This window comes from Actinomycetota bacterium, assembly GCA_005888325.1.
Taxonomy (GTDB): domain Bacteria; phylum Actinomycetota; class Acidimicrobiia; order Acidimicrobiales; family AC-14; genus AC-14.
In genome coordinates this window covers 18,548-33,523 of the sequence record VAWU01000066.1, presented here as the reverse complement: position 1 = coordinate 33,523, position 14,976 = coordinate 18,548, and the positions used below count along the sequence as shown (strand labels likewise).

Here is a 14,976-nt window from a genome sequence, read left to right as displayed (position 1 = left end):
TACGCCAGTACTTCCCCAAACGCTCAGAGATCGCGCACTACACACAGGCCGACCTCGACGGGGTCGCATCAGAACTCAACGGCCGGCCTCGACAAACTCTCGGATGGAGGTCACCATCTCAATCACTCGACGAGGCGTTGCGTTGACCCCCTGAGACCGCAGGCGATAGGGGCGCTTTGGGATCGCTACGCGTCGTTGTCGTCGGACATGTGCGGTGTGTCAGGTGCCCGCCAGGCGGTTGACGAGCGGCGCGACCGTGTCGACGGCGTCCGCGACGAAACTGACGTAGGAGAATCCCCATCGGTCGCGACGTTCTTGGAGCGTGGCTGCCATTTCGTCAATCGTTCCGATGAGGACGTGAGGGCTGGCAAGGACTCGGTGGGGATCTGCGGGGCGTCCGTCGACTTGGGGCAGACCGGAGGCGATGCTCTCAGCGAGTGCGACGCGGTCGTCGGTTTCGATCACGAACGCGACTGTGACGCCGAGTTCGAGGTCGTCGAGCCGTGCGCCGGCGGCCTCCCGCACCCACCCGATCTTTCGGTCGGTCGCTTCCTCGGTCGCGTCGTTCACGTTGGTTTCGGCCCAGCTCTCGTTGCCGAGGTTCCTCGGGTTCACGTTGATGATGTCAGCCTCACGGGCCGCAAACCTGAGCACTCGCGGACCGCCGCCTCCAATCAAGATTGGTGGGTGCGGTTTCTGGACGGGCTTGGGCAGCGCCTGGTGCCCGCGGATCGTGTAGTGCTCGCCAGCGAAGTGGACTGGATCGTCGCCGAGGAGCGCCTTGACGACTCGCACGCCTTCCATCAAGCGACCAACGCGCGTGGCCGGCGGGTCGTAGGCGATGCCGGCGTCGGCGTAGTCCGATCCCATCCACCCCGCACCCATCCCGATCTCGACGCGGCCGTCCGAGATCACGTCGAGCGTTGCCATCTCCTTGGCGAACACAAGGGGATGCCGGTAGTCGTTGTCGAAGACGAGACACCCGACCCGCAAGGTCGTGGTCGCGCACGCCGCCGCGGTCATCGCGGCGATCGGCGCAAGTTGGTCATCGAAGTGGTCCGCCACAGTGAGGACTGCGAAACCGAGCTCCTCATAACGGCGCGCCGTTGCCTCCCATGACGCCCCATCGGACGCGCTGCGGTCCTGCACCCCGAAACGGAAGAGTCGAGTCGCGATCGGCGAACCCTAGACCACAGAGCAATCGCCGGACCCAGGTCCAGACGGCAGGGCAACTGCGCCGCGCGTCGCGCGCCAGAACCTGCCGCTCGGCGCAGTCAAAGCTTCGCCGCAGCCGGCTGGTGGCTGACGGTCGAGCGTTCTTGTGATCGGAAGCGGCGTGCGTCATTGACTTCGGTCAAGATCGAGTTGATGACGCCGTCGACGGCCGAGGAATTACTCCAGAACGCGCTCGAGATCCCGTTTCACGGCTGGGACTTGTCCCTGCTCGGCGATCGTCTCGTCCTCGAGCCGCCGCCGTGGTCGTTTGAACGAATCGTCGACGACGAGGCGGTCCGCGCCGCGTCCATGCTCGACATGGGCACCGGAGGAGGCGAATGGCTGAGCCGGCGGCGCCGCGCGGCCCGTACCGTTGCCACCGAGAGCTGGCCCCCGAACGTCCCCATCGCCGCCGCTCGGCTTGGACCTCTGGGCATCGCAGTCGTGCAAGACGAGGGCGCGGTCGACAACGCCGATCAGGCGACCCGCCAACCTCACGGTCGCCTCGCCTTCCGCGAGGCGGCCTTCGACCTGGTTGTCAATCGTCACGAATCCTTCGTCGCAGCCGAGGTTCGCCGAACGTTGCGTGACGGGGGCGTGTTCGTCACCCAGCAGGCCGGTTCGGGAGCGCGCCAGTTCCACGAGCTCCTCGCACTCGAACCGCCCCCTGACGACGACTTCCACATCGACCTCGCGGTCGAGCAACTAGAGCGCGCGGGTTTGCGCGTCGAACAGTCAGCGGTCGGCACCGCCACCACCGTGTTCGCCGACATCGGCGCGCTCGCGTGGTACCTCAGCAACGTGCCATGGGGAGTCCGCGACTTCTCGATAGAACGCCACCGAGACTCGCTGCTCCGCTTGCACGGCGTCCCCATCCGGGTCGCCTCCGAGCGGTTCTGGATCCGAGCGCTCGTCTAGGCCGCCGGCGACCGGGGCTGGTGCGTAGCGGAGCGTCGGGACGTCTCCGCGAGAGCAGCAGGTCAGTGGAGCTGACCAGAATCGAACTGGCGACCTCTTGCATGCCATGCAAGCGCTCTACCAACTGAGCTACAGCCCCGAGGACGGCCCACGATAGCAGCGGCGATCCCGGCCCAATCGGGCACGGATTTGGCCGCGGCCACCGTTAGCATCGTCGGATGGCCGAGGCCTATGACGTCCAGGCGATCGAGCGAAAGTGGCAACGCCGGTGGTCCGACGCGGGCACGTACGAGGTCGAGAACGACGACCCCCGACCTCGCTTCTACGTGCTCTGCATGTACCCCTACCCGAGCGGTCCCGCCCACATGGGCCACGTACGCAACTACACGTTCGGCGACCTCATCGTCCGCTATCGGACGATGCACGGTCATGCCGTGCTCTCGCCGATCGGCTTCGACTCCTTCGGGCTGCCCGCGGAGAACGCAGCCATCCAGTCCGGCTCGCACCCCCGCCTCTTCGTCGACGCGCGCATCGAGGAGCTGAAGCAGTCGCTGATGCAGTTGGGTGCGTCCTACGACTGGCGGCGCGAGATCAAGAGCCACGACCCGGAGTACATCCGCTGGACGCAGTGGATCTTCCTCCGGTTCCTCGAGGCCGGCCTCGCATACCGGAAGGCGGCGCCGGTCAACTGGTGCCCGGGCTGCCAGACGGTACTGGCCAACGAGCAGGTGCTGGCGGACGGCACGTGCGAGCGGTCGGGCGACGTCGTCATCAAGCGCAACCTCGAGCAGTGGTTCTTCAGGATCACCGACTACGCCGATCAGCTCCTCGACGACCTCGACGATCTCCAGTGGCCCGAACGGGTGAAGGTCATGCAGCGGAACTGGATCGGCCGCTCGGAGGGAGCCGAGTTCGACCTCACGATCGTCGGCCGCGACGACGGGGCACTGGCGCTGCGCGTGTTCACGACCCGGCCCGACACGAGCTTCGGCATGACCTACGCGGTGGTCTCACCCGACCACCCGTTGGTGCCCGAGCTCACGACCGACGAGCACCGCGAGGCGGTCGAGTCGTTCGTCGCCCGCGTGGCCACGGTCACCGACGTCGAGCGCCAGGCCGGCAAGGACGGCGTGTTCACGGGCTCGTACGCGATGAACCCCTTCACCGAGAAGCCGGTTCCTGTCTACGTGGCCGACTACGTGCTGATGGGCTACGGCACCGGGGCCATCATGGCGGTGCCGGGCCAGGACCAGCGCGACTGGGACTTCGCCCGGCTCCACGACCTCGACATCATCCGCACCGTCCAGCCTCCCGACGGGTGGGAAGGCGAGGCCTACACGGGCGACGGCCCCGCCATCAACAGCGCGTGGCTCGACGGGCTGCCCGTCACCGAGGCGATCGCGAGGGCGATCGACTGGCTCGAGGACCGCGGCATCGGGCGACGCGTCGTGAACTACCGCCTGCGCGACTGGCTGTTATCGCGGCAACGCTTCTGGGGCTGTCCGATCCCGATCGTCTACTGCCCCGATCACGGGCCGGTGCCCGTGTCTGACGACGAGCTGCCCGTGCTCGCGCCCGACGACGTGGAGTTCCGTCCCACGGGCGAATCTCCGCTGCGCTTCCACGACGGCTTCCTGCACACGACCTGTCCGATCTGCGGCGGGCCCGCGACGCGCGAGACCGACACGATGGACACCTTCGTCGACTCGTCGTGGTACTTCCTTCGCTTTGCCGACCCGTGGAACCACAGCGCACCCTTCGACGCCGACGCGGTCGAGCGCTGGCTGCCGGTCGACCAGTACATCGGCGGCATCGAGCACGCCATCCTGCATCTGATGTACGCGCGGTTCTTCACCAAGGCGCTCGCCGATCTCGAGGTCGCGCCCAAGACGCTGCGCGAGCCCTTCGCGCGGCTGTTCACCCAGGGCATCATCCGGATGAGCGGTACCAAGATGTCGAAGTCGAAGGGCAACCTGGTGCGCCCGCAGGAGTACTTCGAGTCGGTCGGTGCCGACGCCCTGCGGCTGTTCCATCTCTTCGTGAGCCCACCGCAGGACGACGTGGAATGGAGCGACGCCGGTATCGAAGGCACGGCGCGGTTCCTCCACCGACTGTGGCGGCTCGCGAGCCCCGGGAGCACCGCGGTGCCGGAAGCCGCGCCCGGCTCAGTCGACGAGATCACCCGCGCCACGCACCGGCTGATCGAGCGCGTGACCGACGAGTACGAGCGCTGGTCGTACAACACCGCGGTGGCGTCGTTCATGGAGTTCGTCAACCTGCTGCACAAGCGGGGGTCGACGCCGTTCGCCATCGACTCGCTCCTCCTGCTGCTCGCCCCCATGGCGCCCCACATCACCGCCGAGCTCTGGGAGCACCGCCATCCCGGCGAGCACGTCCATGAGCAGAGCTGGCCACGAGCCGACGCCGAGCTCGCGTTCGAGGAGCGGGTGACGATGGTGGTGCAGGTCAACGGAAAGTTGCGCGACCGCATCGAGGTCGATGCCGGCATCGACGCCCACGAGATGGAGCGACTGGCGCTGGGCTCGCCACGCGTGCAGGAGCATCTCCGCGGGCAACCGCCGAAGAAGGTGATCCCCCGCCCACCGAAGCTCGTGAACGTCGTGGTGTAGACAGGAAGCTCGGCGGACGGGAAGGAGAGGCGGTGACGGACGGCAGCGCCTGGCCGGTCCTGGCGACGGGTGTGCTCGGTGATGAGGCTCGCAATCTCCTCGATGCGATCGCCGGCGGCGTCATCCTGCAGGACGCGCGCGGTTTCGCCGTCTACGCCAACACCGCCGCCCTCGAGCTGATCGGGCTGAGCTTCGCGGAGATCAGCGGCGCCACCCCCATTCGCGAGGGGTGGCGGGCCACCGACGAGAAAGGAGACGACCTCGGCCTCGAGGAACAGCCCGCGGCGGCCGCATTGCGCACGGGTGAGAAGCAACAGCTGCTCGTCGGCATCACGCTTCCCGACGGCGATCGCCGGTGGCTGTGGAACGAGGCCGTTGCCGTCACGGGACGCTCGGGAAAACCCGAGCTGGTGATCTCGAGCTTCATCGACCTGACCGCGCGGCGGATGGTCGAGGAGCGCCTCGAGCTCGCGATCGACGCCGGACGCATCGGCATCTGGGACTGGAACATCCCCACCAACGACCTGGTGTGGTCGGAGCACGTCGAGCGCCTGTTCGGCCTCGCGCCCGACGAGTTCGAGGGGACGTTCGAGGCGTTCCTCGTCCGCGTTCACCCCGACGATCGTCAGCTCGTGCGCGAGGCGATCACCACCGCCGTGCAACACGGCGGCCGTTACGAGACCGAGCTGCGCGTGGTGTGGCCCGACGGCTCGGTGCACTGGTTGCTGGCCGTCGGAGAGGCGTTTCGCAATACCCGCGGAGTGCCCGTGCGCATGTTGGGTGTCACTCGCGACATCACCGCGCGGCGCGAAGCCGAGCTCGAGCGAGAGAGCAACGAGCAGCGCCTCAGCTTCCTCATCGAGGCGACGACCGTGTTGAGCGGATCATTCGAGTACGAGGCCACGCTCTCGCAGTTGGCTCACCTCGTCGTCCCGCTCCTCGCCGACTGGTGCGCGATCGACCTGCTCGACGACGGCCGGTCGTTCCGCCGGATCGCCTCGGTCGGGGCCGATCCGGCGTGGGCCGAGGTCTCCGCGCTGATGTCGGTGCCGCGGCGGGTTCGCGCCGGCGAGTCGGAGCTTCTGCGCGATGTGACCGACGGGACGCTGGGCGACGTGCAGTCGCTGATCGTCTCGCCGCTCGCGTCACAGGGCCAGGTCGTGGGAGCCCTCTGGCTGGGCATCTCGGCGTCGGGCCGCCGGTACGACGTCGACGACCTGATGCTGGTCGAAGAGCTGGCGCGGCGTGCGGCACTGGCAGTGGAGAACGCCCGTCTCTACGAAGACCGGCGGCGCGTCGCCGACACGCTCCAGGCGAGCCTGCTGCCGCCGACGCTGCCGTTGGTGCCCGGCGTCGACGTCGGCGCCGCGTACCGCGCGTCGGGCGAGGGCAACGACATCGGCGGCGACTTCTACGACGTCTTCGAGATCGGCGGAGGCGCGTGGGCCGCGGTCATCGGTGACGTCTGCGGGAAGGGCACCGGGGCGGCGGCGCTCACGGGTCTCGCCCGGCACACCCTGCGGGCCGCAGCCCTCCGCGGGGAAGCGCCGAGCAGCGTGCTCAGCCTGCTCAACGACGCGATCCTGCGGGAGCAGTCCGACGACCGTTTCCTCACCGCCGTGTTCTGCCGGATCGTTCCGACGGGGAACGGCGCACGCGTCCTGCTCGCACGCGGCGGGCACCTGCCCCCGCTGCTCCGACGCTCCGACGGCACCGTGCGCCAGCTCGGCCACCCCGGTCTGCTACTCGGCTCCTTCCCCGACGTGACCCTGGTCGACGACACGGTCGAGCTCGCGCCCGGCGACGTGATCGTGCTCTACACCGACGGCGTCACCGAGGCGCGCGGTGTGGGCGAGATCTTCGGGCCCGAGCGCTTGCGGGAGCTCGTGGCGGGAAGCGGCGACCTCGACGCACGGGGCATCGCCGACCGCGTCAAGCAGGCCGCCCTCGACTTCCAGCCCGGTCTGCCCCGTGACGACGTGGCCGTCCTCGTCCTTCGGGTAACCGGGAGGTAACGCTCTCGGCAGGGGGTGGGTCGAAGCCCTCATGACCACCATTGCCACGCGAATCGAGCGCGCCACCACTCAGAGTGGCTCGATCACGTTCGTGGGCGCCTCAGAAGCGGCGGAACGGGTCGAATGGGCTCGGATCCACGACGACGCGCGAGGCGTGGCCGCCGCGCTGCAGGCGAGGGGAGTCGGCCCCGGCGACCACGTCGCCCTCCTCGGGCCGACGACGCGTCCGCTCGTGACGGCAATCGAGGCGACCTGGCTGGCAGGGGCGACGGTGGTCGTCCTCCCGCTCCCCATGCGCCTGGGGTCGATCGAGGAGTTCGTCGCCCAGACGCGCGCCCGGGCCACCGCCGCCGACGCCGCGCTCGTGGTCCTCGACGACGATCTGGCTCCGTTCCTGGAGCCTCGCCCCGGCGACCCGCCGATGGCGCTGCTGTCGGAGCTCGCTCCCGGGCCGGGCCGGCCCTGCGCCCGCGACTACGAGCGCCCGCGCGACGACCCTGAAGCGTTGGCGATCCTGCAGTTCACCAGCGGATCGACCGCCGAACCCAAGGGCGTGATGCTCCCGCACGACCGGGTGCTCGCGAACCTCGACGCGGCGCGCGCGGGCGTCGCGCTCGACCCTGCGAACGACGTCCTCCTGTCGTGGCTGCCGCTCTATCACGACATGGGGTTGATCGGGCTGCTCACGCTGCCGATGATCACCGGCACCGATCTCGTGCTGGCCGGGGCCCAGGACTTCATGGCGTCGCCCGCGCGCTGGATGGAATGGATGTCCGCCTTCGGCGGGACCGCCACCGCAGGCCCCAACTTCGCCTACGCGCTCGCGGCGCGGGCGCTGGCGCGCCTCGACGGGCTCGACCTGTCGCGCTGGCGGATCGGTCTCAACGGCGCCGAGCCCATCGACCCTTCGACCGTCGAGGCCTTCTGCGACGCGGGCGCGCGGCATGGCCTCGACCCGCGTGTGGTCTTCTGCGCGTTCGGAATGGCGGAGGTCACCATCGCGGGCACGTTCCCCAGGCCCGGCACGGGCATGACCGTCGACTCAATCGACCGCCGGGTGCTCGAGACCGACCGCTACGCGGCCCCACGCGGTGCCGGCGAGGTCGGCACCCGCCGGCTCGCCCGCCTCGGGAAGCCCGTCGAGGGTCTGCAGCTCCGCATCGTCGAGCCCGAGACCGGGCGGGCCATGCGCGAACGCGAGGTCGGCGAGCTCGAGATCCGCGGCACATCGGTGACCCCCGGGTACTACCGGCGACCCACCGAGACGGCGCGCGCGTTCCGCGACGGTTGGTTGCGCACCGGAGACCTGGCGTACCTGGTCGAGGGAGAGCTCGTCGTCTGCGGGCGTATCAAGGACGTCATCATCGTCGGCGGCCGCAACGTCTTCCCCGAGGACGTCGAGCGTGCTGTGGCCTCGGTCGCGGGCGTGCGCGCGGGCAACGTGATCGCCTTCGGGGTCGAGGGGCGTCGCGGGCGCGAGGACGTCGTGGTGGTGGCCGAGACCAAGGCCGACGAGATCGGTCCGGTGCGCGACGCGGTGTCGCGAAGCGTTCGCCAGGCGGTCGGCGTGTCGCTGCGCGATCTCGTGCTCGTGAGCCCCGGCACCCTGCCGAAGACCTCCTCGGGCAAGCTCCAGCGGGCGTTGTGCCGCAGCCGTTACCTGAGCGAGGAGCTCCAGCCCATCTGAGCGGGCGACTTCACCCAGGCGCGGTCAGTCGGACTTGAAGCCCGCCAGCACCGCCCGCCAGCGCTCGGGGTCGGAGCGGTACGGCGCGTAGAAGCTCACCCGGTCGACGATGTCGCCGTAGCGCCTTCGGATCAGGCCGGGGACCTGTTCCGGCTCACCGACGACGGCGAACGCGTCGAGCATGTCGTCGTCGATGCGGGTGCCCATCTCCGCCCATGCACCCTGCTTCGAGAGCGAGTTGAGCTCGCCCTGCAGGTCGCCCCAGCCGTGGGTCTCGAGCACGCCCCGGTAGGCGGGCGTCGACCCGTAGAACGCGATCTGCTCGCGCACGCTCCGGTCGGCCTTGGTCATCTGCTCCTCGTCGACGCCGGTGACGACGAAGACGGGCATCGATATCTCGAAGTCGGCGCGCGACCGTCCCACCTTGCCGAGCCCCCGCTCGAGCGCAGGCAGGGTGGTCTCGCGCAGGTAAGCCTCGGTGGTGAAGCCGTGTGCGAGCAGCCCGTCGCAGACCTCTCCGGCCACCTCGGTCATGCGCGCGCCGACCGCAGCGAGGAAGACCTTGGGCGGTCCATAGCTGTTCGGCCCCGGGTTGAAGAACGGAGTCATCAACGTGTGCGTATAGAAGTCGCCCCGGAAGTCGAGCTTGGTGCCGTGGTTCCAGGAGTCCCAGATGGCGCGCGTCGCGAGGATGAGCTCGCGCATGCGCGCCGCAGGTCGGGTCCACGTGGCGCTGAACCGCTTCTCGATGTGAGCCTTGATCTGCGAGCCCAGCCCGAGGAGGAACCTGCCCTTCGAATAGGACTGCAGGTCGTTGCCGACGACGGCGAGGTGCATGGGGCTGCGGGGGAACGCCACCGCGATCCCGGTGCCGAGCTCGAGCCGCTCCGTGTGCTCGGCCGCGAGGAGCAGCGGCAGGAACGCGTCGTGGCTCGTCTCGGCCGCCCAGGCACCGTCGTAGCCCGCAGCTTCGGCGGCGCGCGCCGCGTCGGCGACCGCGTCGAGCTCGAACGGGATGCCTCCGTCCACCTTCATGGGATGCGACGCTAGCGTCGACAGCCGCATGACGACGGAGCTCGACTTCGTGTTCGCGCGCGTCTCGACTCGAACGAGCTGAAGGTCAGGTGCCGGGACCTTGGCCGCGCAGGAAGCGCTCGACCTCGGCCGCGATCTCGTCGCCGGAGGGGACGTCGGCGTCGACCTGCGTCTCCAACTGGCGCACGAGCGCGATGTGCTCCTCGCTGTTGGCGATGAGCTCGTCGAGGTGTTGGCGACTGGCCTCGGCTGCCCGGCGCAGGTCGCCGGTGTCGGTGGTGATCCCCGCCACCGACGTGAGCCCCTCGAGCAGCACCGCGCTGGCCTCCGGGTAGGGCATCGCCGCCGCGTAATGCGGCACGCGGGCCCACAGCCCGACCGCGGGGATCCCGAGCTCGGCGAAGCCCCGCTCGAGCGCGGCCTGCACGCCCGCGGGCACGTCGAGGGCACCGGGCAGGAAGCCGACGCGGTGCGCCAGCTCGGAGGTGGTGGCCGTGGACGCCAGACGCGCCGGACGCGTGTGCGGCACGGGTGCGGGAAATGCGCCCAGACCGATCACCAGGCCCACGCCGAACGACGTGGCGAGTTCGCCCACTGCAGCCGTGAACGCGCGCCACTGGTGGTCGGGCTCGGGCCCGAGGAGCAGGAGCAGGTCGTGGCCGTCGGCGTCGTGGCCGCCGCGCAGCTGGATCTCCGGCCAGCGGAGCCCGGTGTTCACGCCGTCGACGATGCGGACGATCGGACGCCGGGCGCGATGGTCGAGAAGCGTGTCGACGTCGAACGTGGCCACGGGCTCGGTGTTGACAGCGCCCAGCAGCGTGGCCATGGCGGTCGCAGCGCCGAGCCCGGCGTCGATCCAGCCCTCCATGCCCACGACGAGCACCGGACGGTCGAGCGACGGGCGGGCGTGCAGCTCGTAGAGCGACATCAGCCGGTCATCCGTCGACCACGGCGCGCGCGGCCTCGGCCAGGCGCACGACCTGGTTGCCGAAGTGCTCGAAGCCGCTACTGGCGGAGCCCATGGCGCCGCCGACGTAGCGCGCGTAGACGCCCTCGACGATGCACGCCAGCTTCCAGTACCCGAACGCGACGTAGAAGTCGAGGCCGCTCAGGTCGCGCCCGGAGCGCTCGGCGTAGCGGTCGGCGACCTCCTTGCGGCTCGGGAAGCCCGACAGCACGGTGGGGGAGGAGGGCAGCGACTCGAGCTCGTCACCGGCCTCGGACCAGTAGACCATCAGCAACCCGACGTCGGCGAGGGGGTCGCCGAGCGTGCAGATCTCCCAGTCGAGCACGGCCGCCACCCGACCGTCGTCGCCGAGCATGGTGTTGTCGAGCCGGTAGTCGCCGTGCACGATCGTGGCGCCGCCCTGCTCCGGCACGCGCGACTTGAGCACGCGGTATACGTCCTCGAGGACGGGGACCTCACGGGTCTTCGACTGCTCGAACTGCGACCACCACCGCTTCAGCTGCCGTTCGATGTAGCCCTCGCGCCGGCCCAGGTCGCCCAGCCCGACAGCATCGACGTCGACGGAGTGGATCTCGGCCAGCACGTCGACGAGCGACTCACCTGCGACCCGGCGCTGCGCCTCGTCGAAGACGGCCGTGGCGATCTCCGTCGTGCGCAGGACGTGTCCCTCGACGAAGTCCATGACGTAGAACGGCGTGCCGTTGACCGCCTCGTCCGTGCAGAGGCCTATCGCCGGCGCCACCGGCACCGGCGTCGGGCCGAGGGCGGAGATGATCTTGTGCTCCCGGCTCATGTCGTGGGCGGTCGGCAGGACGTGGTGGAGCGGTGGGCGGCGGAGGACGAGGGCCCGGCCGGCCGCGTCGGTGACCTTGAAGGTGAGGTTGGAGTGACCGCCTGCGATGAGCGAGAACTCGAGGGGCGGGACGACGCCGTCGACGTGGTCCTGGAACCAGCGGGTCACGCGGTCGGCCTGGATGCCCTCGACGGCTGTGGTCATGGGTCGGAATCGTACGGCCACCCACCGGGTTGACAAGATGCGACATGCTCGACGTCACCGATGACACCTTCGAACGCGATGTGCTCGACCGCTCCACCGAAGTCCCGGTGGTGGTCGACCTGTGGGCCGAGTGGTGCGGTCCGTGCCGCACGCTGGGCCCCATCCTGGAGCGGGTGGTGGCCGCGACCGAGGGCAAGGTGGCGCTCGTGAAGGTCGATGTCGACGCCAACCCCCGCGTGGCGACGACGTTCCAGGTGCAGTCCATCCCCGCGGTCTTCGCGCTGCAGGACCGCAAGATCGTCGACTCGTTCATCGGGGCGCTTCCGGAGCCCGCGGTGCAGGAGTTCGTGGACCGGCTGGCACCGGCCGAGACCGAAGCCGACCGTCTGGTCGCGGCAGGTGACGAGGCCTCCCTACGCGCCGCGCTCGACCTGCAGCCCGATCATCCGGGCGCGGTGACGGCCCTCGCCGAGTTGCTCGTCGTCCGAGGCCAGGGCGACGAGGCGCTCGCCCTGCTCGAGCGACTCCCGGAGACGGCGGAGACGCGACGGATCGCCGCGCTCGCGCGCGTGGGCGGCGACGCGGTGGTGGCGGGCGACGGCGTGGAAGCGCGTCTCGACGCGTTGCTCGAACGGGTGAAGGACGACGACGACGCCCGTCAACAGTTCGTCGATCTGCTCGAGGTGCTGGGCGCCGACGACCCGCGGACGGCGACCTATCGCAAGCGGCTCACGGCTCGGTTGTACTAGCGCGTGCGCGTCTGGAAGGGCGGTCCCGTTCCGCCCGGCGCCGATGCCATCACGCTCGGGTCGCTCATCATCGTGCGTCGGCGCGCGGCGGACGACCGCCGGCTGATGCGTCACGAGGAGGAGCACGTGCGCCAGTGGCGCGAGCTCGGTGTGCTGGGTTTCCTGCGCCGCTACCTTGCCGCGTACGTGCGATGGCGCTGGCGCGGGTACGGCCACCGTGGCGCATACCTCCGCATCCCGCTCGAGGTCGAAGCCGAGTGGGTGGCGAGGCGGTCGGTGCGCCGCTAGGGTCGAAGCGCCACTTCCCCGGTCGACGACCTTCGTTCCCGGGAGCGCGACGTGAGCCACGAACTCCTCCGCCCGGAGCCGCCGCGCGACTGGCGGGCGCGCCTCGGCGACCTCCGTGCCCAACTTCCCCTCTCCATTGCCGGCCTGGTCGCGGCGTCGCTCGGTGCAGTGGCGGCGATCGGGCTGGGCGTCGTCGGCTTGCGCCTGTTGCGGTCCCCCCCTCCCGCGGAGCTCTCGCTACCGCGTGCCATGCCGCCGGCGGGAGTGTCGGCCACCACCACGGTGCCGGGTCCCGTCGTGGTGTACGTGGCCGGTGCCGTCGCCCGTCCCGGTGTCTACCCCGTCGGTTCGGGCGCGCGCGTCGCAGACGCGGTCGCCGCCGCGGACGGCACCACTCCCGACGCCGACCTCGATCCTCTCAACCTGGCGACCCGGCTCTCCGACGGCGACCGCGTGTTCGTGCCGCACAGGGGACAGGCGCCGCCGGCGGTTCTCGGGCCCGGGCCGACCGGCGACGGCTCGACGCGGAGCGGCCCGGTCAATCTCAACACCGCGACGGCCGACCAGCTCGAGGCCCTCTCCGGTGTTGGGCCCGCCACCGCGCAGGCGATCATCACCTGGCGCGAGCAGCACGGGCGCTTCCGATCCGTGCAGGACCTCTTGCAGATACGAGGAATCGGCCCCGCGAAGATGGAGTCGCTCCGCGACCAGGTCACCGTGTGAGCGACGGGGCGGCCATCGTGCTCGCGCTGTCGACCGCGGGTGGCGCGCTCGTCGCCGTGCCCGTGCCGTTGCCGGTCGCGCTGATGGTCGTCGCGCTCGCGTTCGCCCGTCGGTCACCGGTCCTGCTCTGCCTCGGTGCCGCGCTGTTGTCATCGGGTTGCTCGGCTCGCGCGTGGGCCGGCGTTCGGCCGGCATCGCCGCGAGGGTGGTCGGGCGTGGCCACGCTGGTGAGCGACCCCGACGACTTCGATGGTGCGGTCCGCGTCGACCTGCGCCTCGGACATGGGCGAGTGGAGGCGTGGGCGCGCGGCGGGGCCGCCGGACGCCTGCGAGATCGCTTGGCGGGTGAGCGCATCTCCGTAGCGGGCCGGCTCGAGCCGGTGCCGCCCGCGGCGCGCGATCGACTGGCCCGCCGGCACGTCGGGGCGCGGCTCAGCATCGACGAGGTCGGCTCGTGGGCGTTCGGCGGGCCCGTCAGCCGGCTGGCGAACGGGGTGCGCCGCACGCTGGTCGCCGGGGCGGCGTCGCTTCCGGACGACCGCCGCGCCCTGTTCGCCGGCTTCGTGCTCGGTGACGACCGCGCGCAGTCGGTCGAGACCGTCGACGACTTCCGGGCCTCGGGGCTCACCCACCTCCTCGTCGTATCAGGGCAGAACGTTGCGTTCGTCCTCGCGCTCACGTCGCCGTTGCTCGGGCGAATGAGCCTCGGGGGCCGGCTCGCGGCCGGCGTTGCAGTGCTCGTTCTCTTCGGGTTCGTCACGCGCTGGGAGCCGTCGGTGCTGCGAGCCGAGGCGATGTCAGGTGTCGCGATGGTGGCCTCGACGCTCGGTCGCCCGGTCTCGAGCCTGCGCCTGCTCGCGCTCGCGGTCACCGGGGTGCTCCTCGTCGACCCGCTGCTCGTGGGATCGGTGGGCTTTCTGCTCTCGGCCGGCGCGTGCGCTGGCATCGCGCTGTTCGCCCACCCGCTCGCCGCCGCGCTGCCCGGCCCGCGACCGCTGGCGTCTGCGTTCGCAGTCACGCTGGCCGCCCAGGTCGGTGTCGCGCCCGTGCTGGTGCCGGTCTTCGGCGGGCTGCCGGTGGCGGCGCTGCCCGCCAACGTCTTGGCGGTCCCGGCCGCGGGCCCCGTGATGATGTGGGGACTGGCTGCGGGTGTGCCCGCGGGGGTGGTGGGCGGCGCGATGGCGCGTGCCGTCCACGTGCCGACCGGCGTGCTCGTGGCATGGGTCGCGGGGGTCGCCCGCGTCACCGCCCGGTTGCCGTTAGGCGAGCTGCGCATGCCGCATGTCGCGCTCGTGACCGCGTCGGCGTGCCTCCTGACGGTGGCGCGGCACCGCCGCGTGCGCGCCGCTGCCCTGGTCGCGATGGTGGCGACGCTGGGCGCGCCCGCGTTCCTCGACCGCGCCCCGCGCCAGGCGTGGGCTGCGCCGGTCGCTCCAGGGGCCCGGCTCTGGCAGTCGGGAGCCGCGAGCGTGGTCGAGCTCGACCGGGCCTCGCCCGCGACAGTTCTCCCGGCGCTGCGCCGCTGGCGGGTCCGCCGCATCGACGTGCTCGTGCTGGGCCGCCGGTCCGCGGCCGGCGTGGCCGCGACGCTGACGCGCCGGGTGCCCGCCCGTCTCGTCCTCGCCGACGCCGGCACCGAGGTCGACGCAGGCGCGCTCCGGGTGCGAGTCGAGCGGCGGGCGGCGCGGCTGGTGGCCGTCGTGCGTCTCCGCTCGAGCGAATAGCGTCCGAGCGTGCGCCTCGTCATCGGCT

General features: G+C 70.7%; 12 protein-coding genes and 1 tRNA gene. 8 read left to right on the top strand and 5 right to left on the bottom strand.

What is annotated here, in order from left to right; all coding sequences use genetic code 11:
* Positions 1–219: 219 nt before the first annotated feature.
* Positions 220–1,176, bottom strand: a complete 957-nt coding sequence (locus E6G06_19795) for a TIGR03621 family F420-dependent LLM class oxidoreductase (protein TML86802.1) — start codon at positions 1,174–1,176, stop codon at positions 220–222.
* A 192-nt stretch (positions 1,177–1,368) separates the two neighbouring features.
* Here E6G06_19795 and E6G06_19790 point away from each other — a divergent pair, with 192 nt between their 5' ends.
* The gene (locus E6G06_19790; protein ID TML86801.1) at positions 1,369–2,133 is read left to right on the top strand and encodes a class I SAM-dependent methyltransferase; all 765 of its coding nucleotides are present in this window, start codon (positions 1,369–1,371) and stop codon (positions 2,131–2,133) included.
* Between the two features lie 66 nt (positions 2,134–2,199).
* On the opposite strand, the gene E6G06_19785 is transcribed toward E6G06_19790, so the two are convergent.
* A tRNA-Ala gene (locus E6G06_19785) sits at positions 2,200–2,272 on the bottom strand.
* A gap of 79 nt (positions 2,273–2,351) precedes the next feature.
* Between E6G06_19785 and E6G06_19780 the strand changes: the two genes are divergently transcribed.
* Genes E6G06_19780 through E6G06_19770 form a run of 3 tightly spaced genes read left to right on the top strand, consistent with a single transcriptional unit; the run spans position 2,352 to position 8,465 of the window.
* Positions 2,352–4,763, top strand: coding sequence for a leucine--tRNA ligase (locus E6G06_19780; GenBank protein ID TML86800.1), 2,412 nt, complete (start codon positions 2,352–2,354; stop codon positions 4,761–4,763).
* A gap of 32 nt (positions 4,764–4,795) precedes the next feature.
* Positions 4,796–6,778 (top strand): PAS domain S-box protein, encoded by a 1,983-nt coding sequence (locus E6G06_19775; protein TML86799.1) that lies wholly within the window; start codon positions 4,796–4,798, stop codon positions 6,776–6,778.
* A 31-nt stretch (positions 6,779–6,809) separates the two neighbouring features.
* Positions 6,810–8,465, top strand: a complete 1,656-nt coding sequence (locus tag E6G06_19770) for a fatty-acid--CoA ligase (protein TML86798.1) — start codon at positions 6,810–6,812, stop codon at positions 8,463–8,465.
* Between the two features lie 24 nt (positions 8,466–8,489).
* Here the strand turns inward: E6G06_19770 and E6G06_19765 are convergent, their stop codons facing one another.
* The 3 genes from E6G06_19765 to E6G06_19755 form a co-directional block, all read right to left on the bottom strand.
* Positions 8,490–9,500 (bottom strand): LLM class F420-dependent oxidoreductase, encoded by a 1,011-nt coding sequence (locus tag E6G06_19765; GenBank protein TML86797.1) that lies wholly within the window; start codon positions 9,498–9,500, stop codon positions 8,490–8,492.
* 85 nt (positions 9,501–9,585) lie between these two features.
* Complete coding sequence (locus E6G06_19760) at positions 9,586–10,428, bottom strand: PAC2 family protein (GenBank protein TML86796.1); 843 nt, start codon at positions 10,426–10,428, stop codon at positions 9,586–9,588.
* Between the two features lie 7 nt (positions 10,429–10,435).
* On the bottom strand, positions 10,436–11,464 hold the full coding sequence (locus E6G06_19755) for a phosphotransferase family protein (GenBank protein ID TML86795.1): 1,029 nt from the start codon (positions 11,462–11,464) through the stop codon (positions 10,436–10,438).
* A 44-nt stretch (positions 11,465–11,508) separates the two neighbouring features.
* Between E6G06_19755 and E6G06_19750 the strand changes: the two genes are divergently transcribed.
* Genes E6G06_19750 through E6G06_19735 form a run of 4 tightly spaced genes read left to right on the top strand, consistent with a single transcriptional unit; the run spans position 11,509 to position 14,948 of the window.
* Entirely contained in the window at positions 11,509–12,213 is a 705-nt protein-coding gene (locus E6G06_19750; protein TML86794.1) for a tetratricopeptide repeat protein, read from the top strand.
* A 3-nt stretch (positions 12,214–12,216) separates the two neighbouring features.
* Positions 12,217–12,501 (top strand): DUF4157 domain-containing protein, encoded by a 285-nt coding sequence (locus E6G06_19745; GenBank protein TML86793.1) that lies wholly within the window; start codon positions 12,217–12,219, stop codon positions 12,499–12,501.
* Between the two features lie 51 nt (positions 12,502–12,552).
* Entirely contained in the window at positions 12,553–13,224 is a 672-nt protein-coding gene (locus tag E6G06_19740; protein TML86792.1) for a hypothetical protein, read from the top strand.
* Entirely contained in the window at positions 13,221–14,948 is a 1,728-nt protein-coding gene (locus E6G06_19735; GenBank protein ID TML86791.1) for a ComEC family competence protein, read from the top strand. Before E6G06_19740 ends, E6G06_19735 begins: the two co-directional genes overlap by 4 nt.
* Positions 14,949–14,976 lie beyond the last annotated feature (28 nt).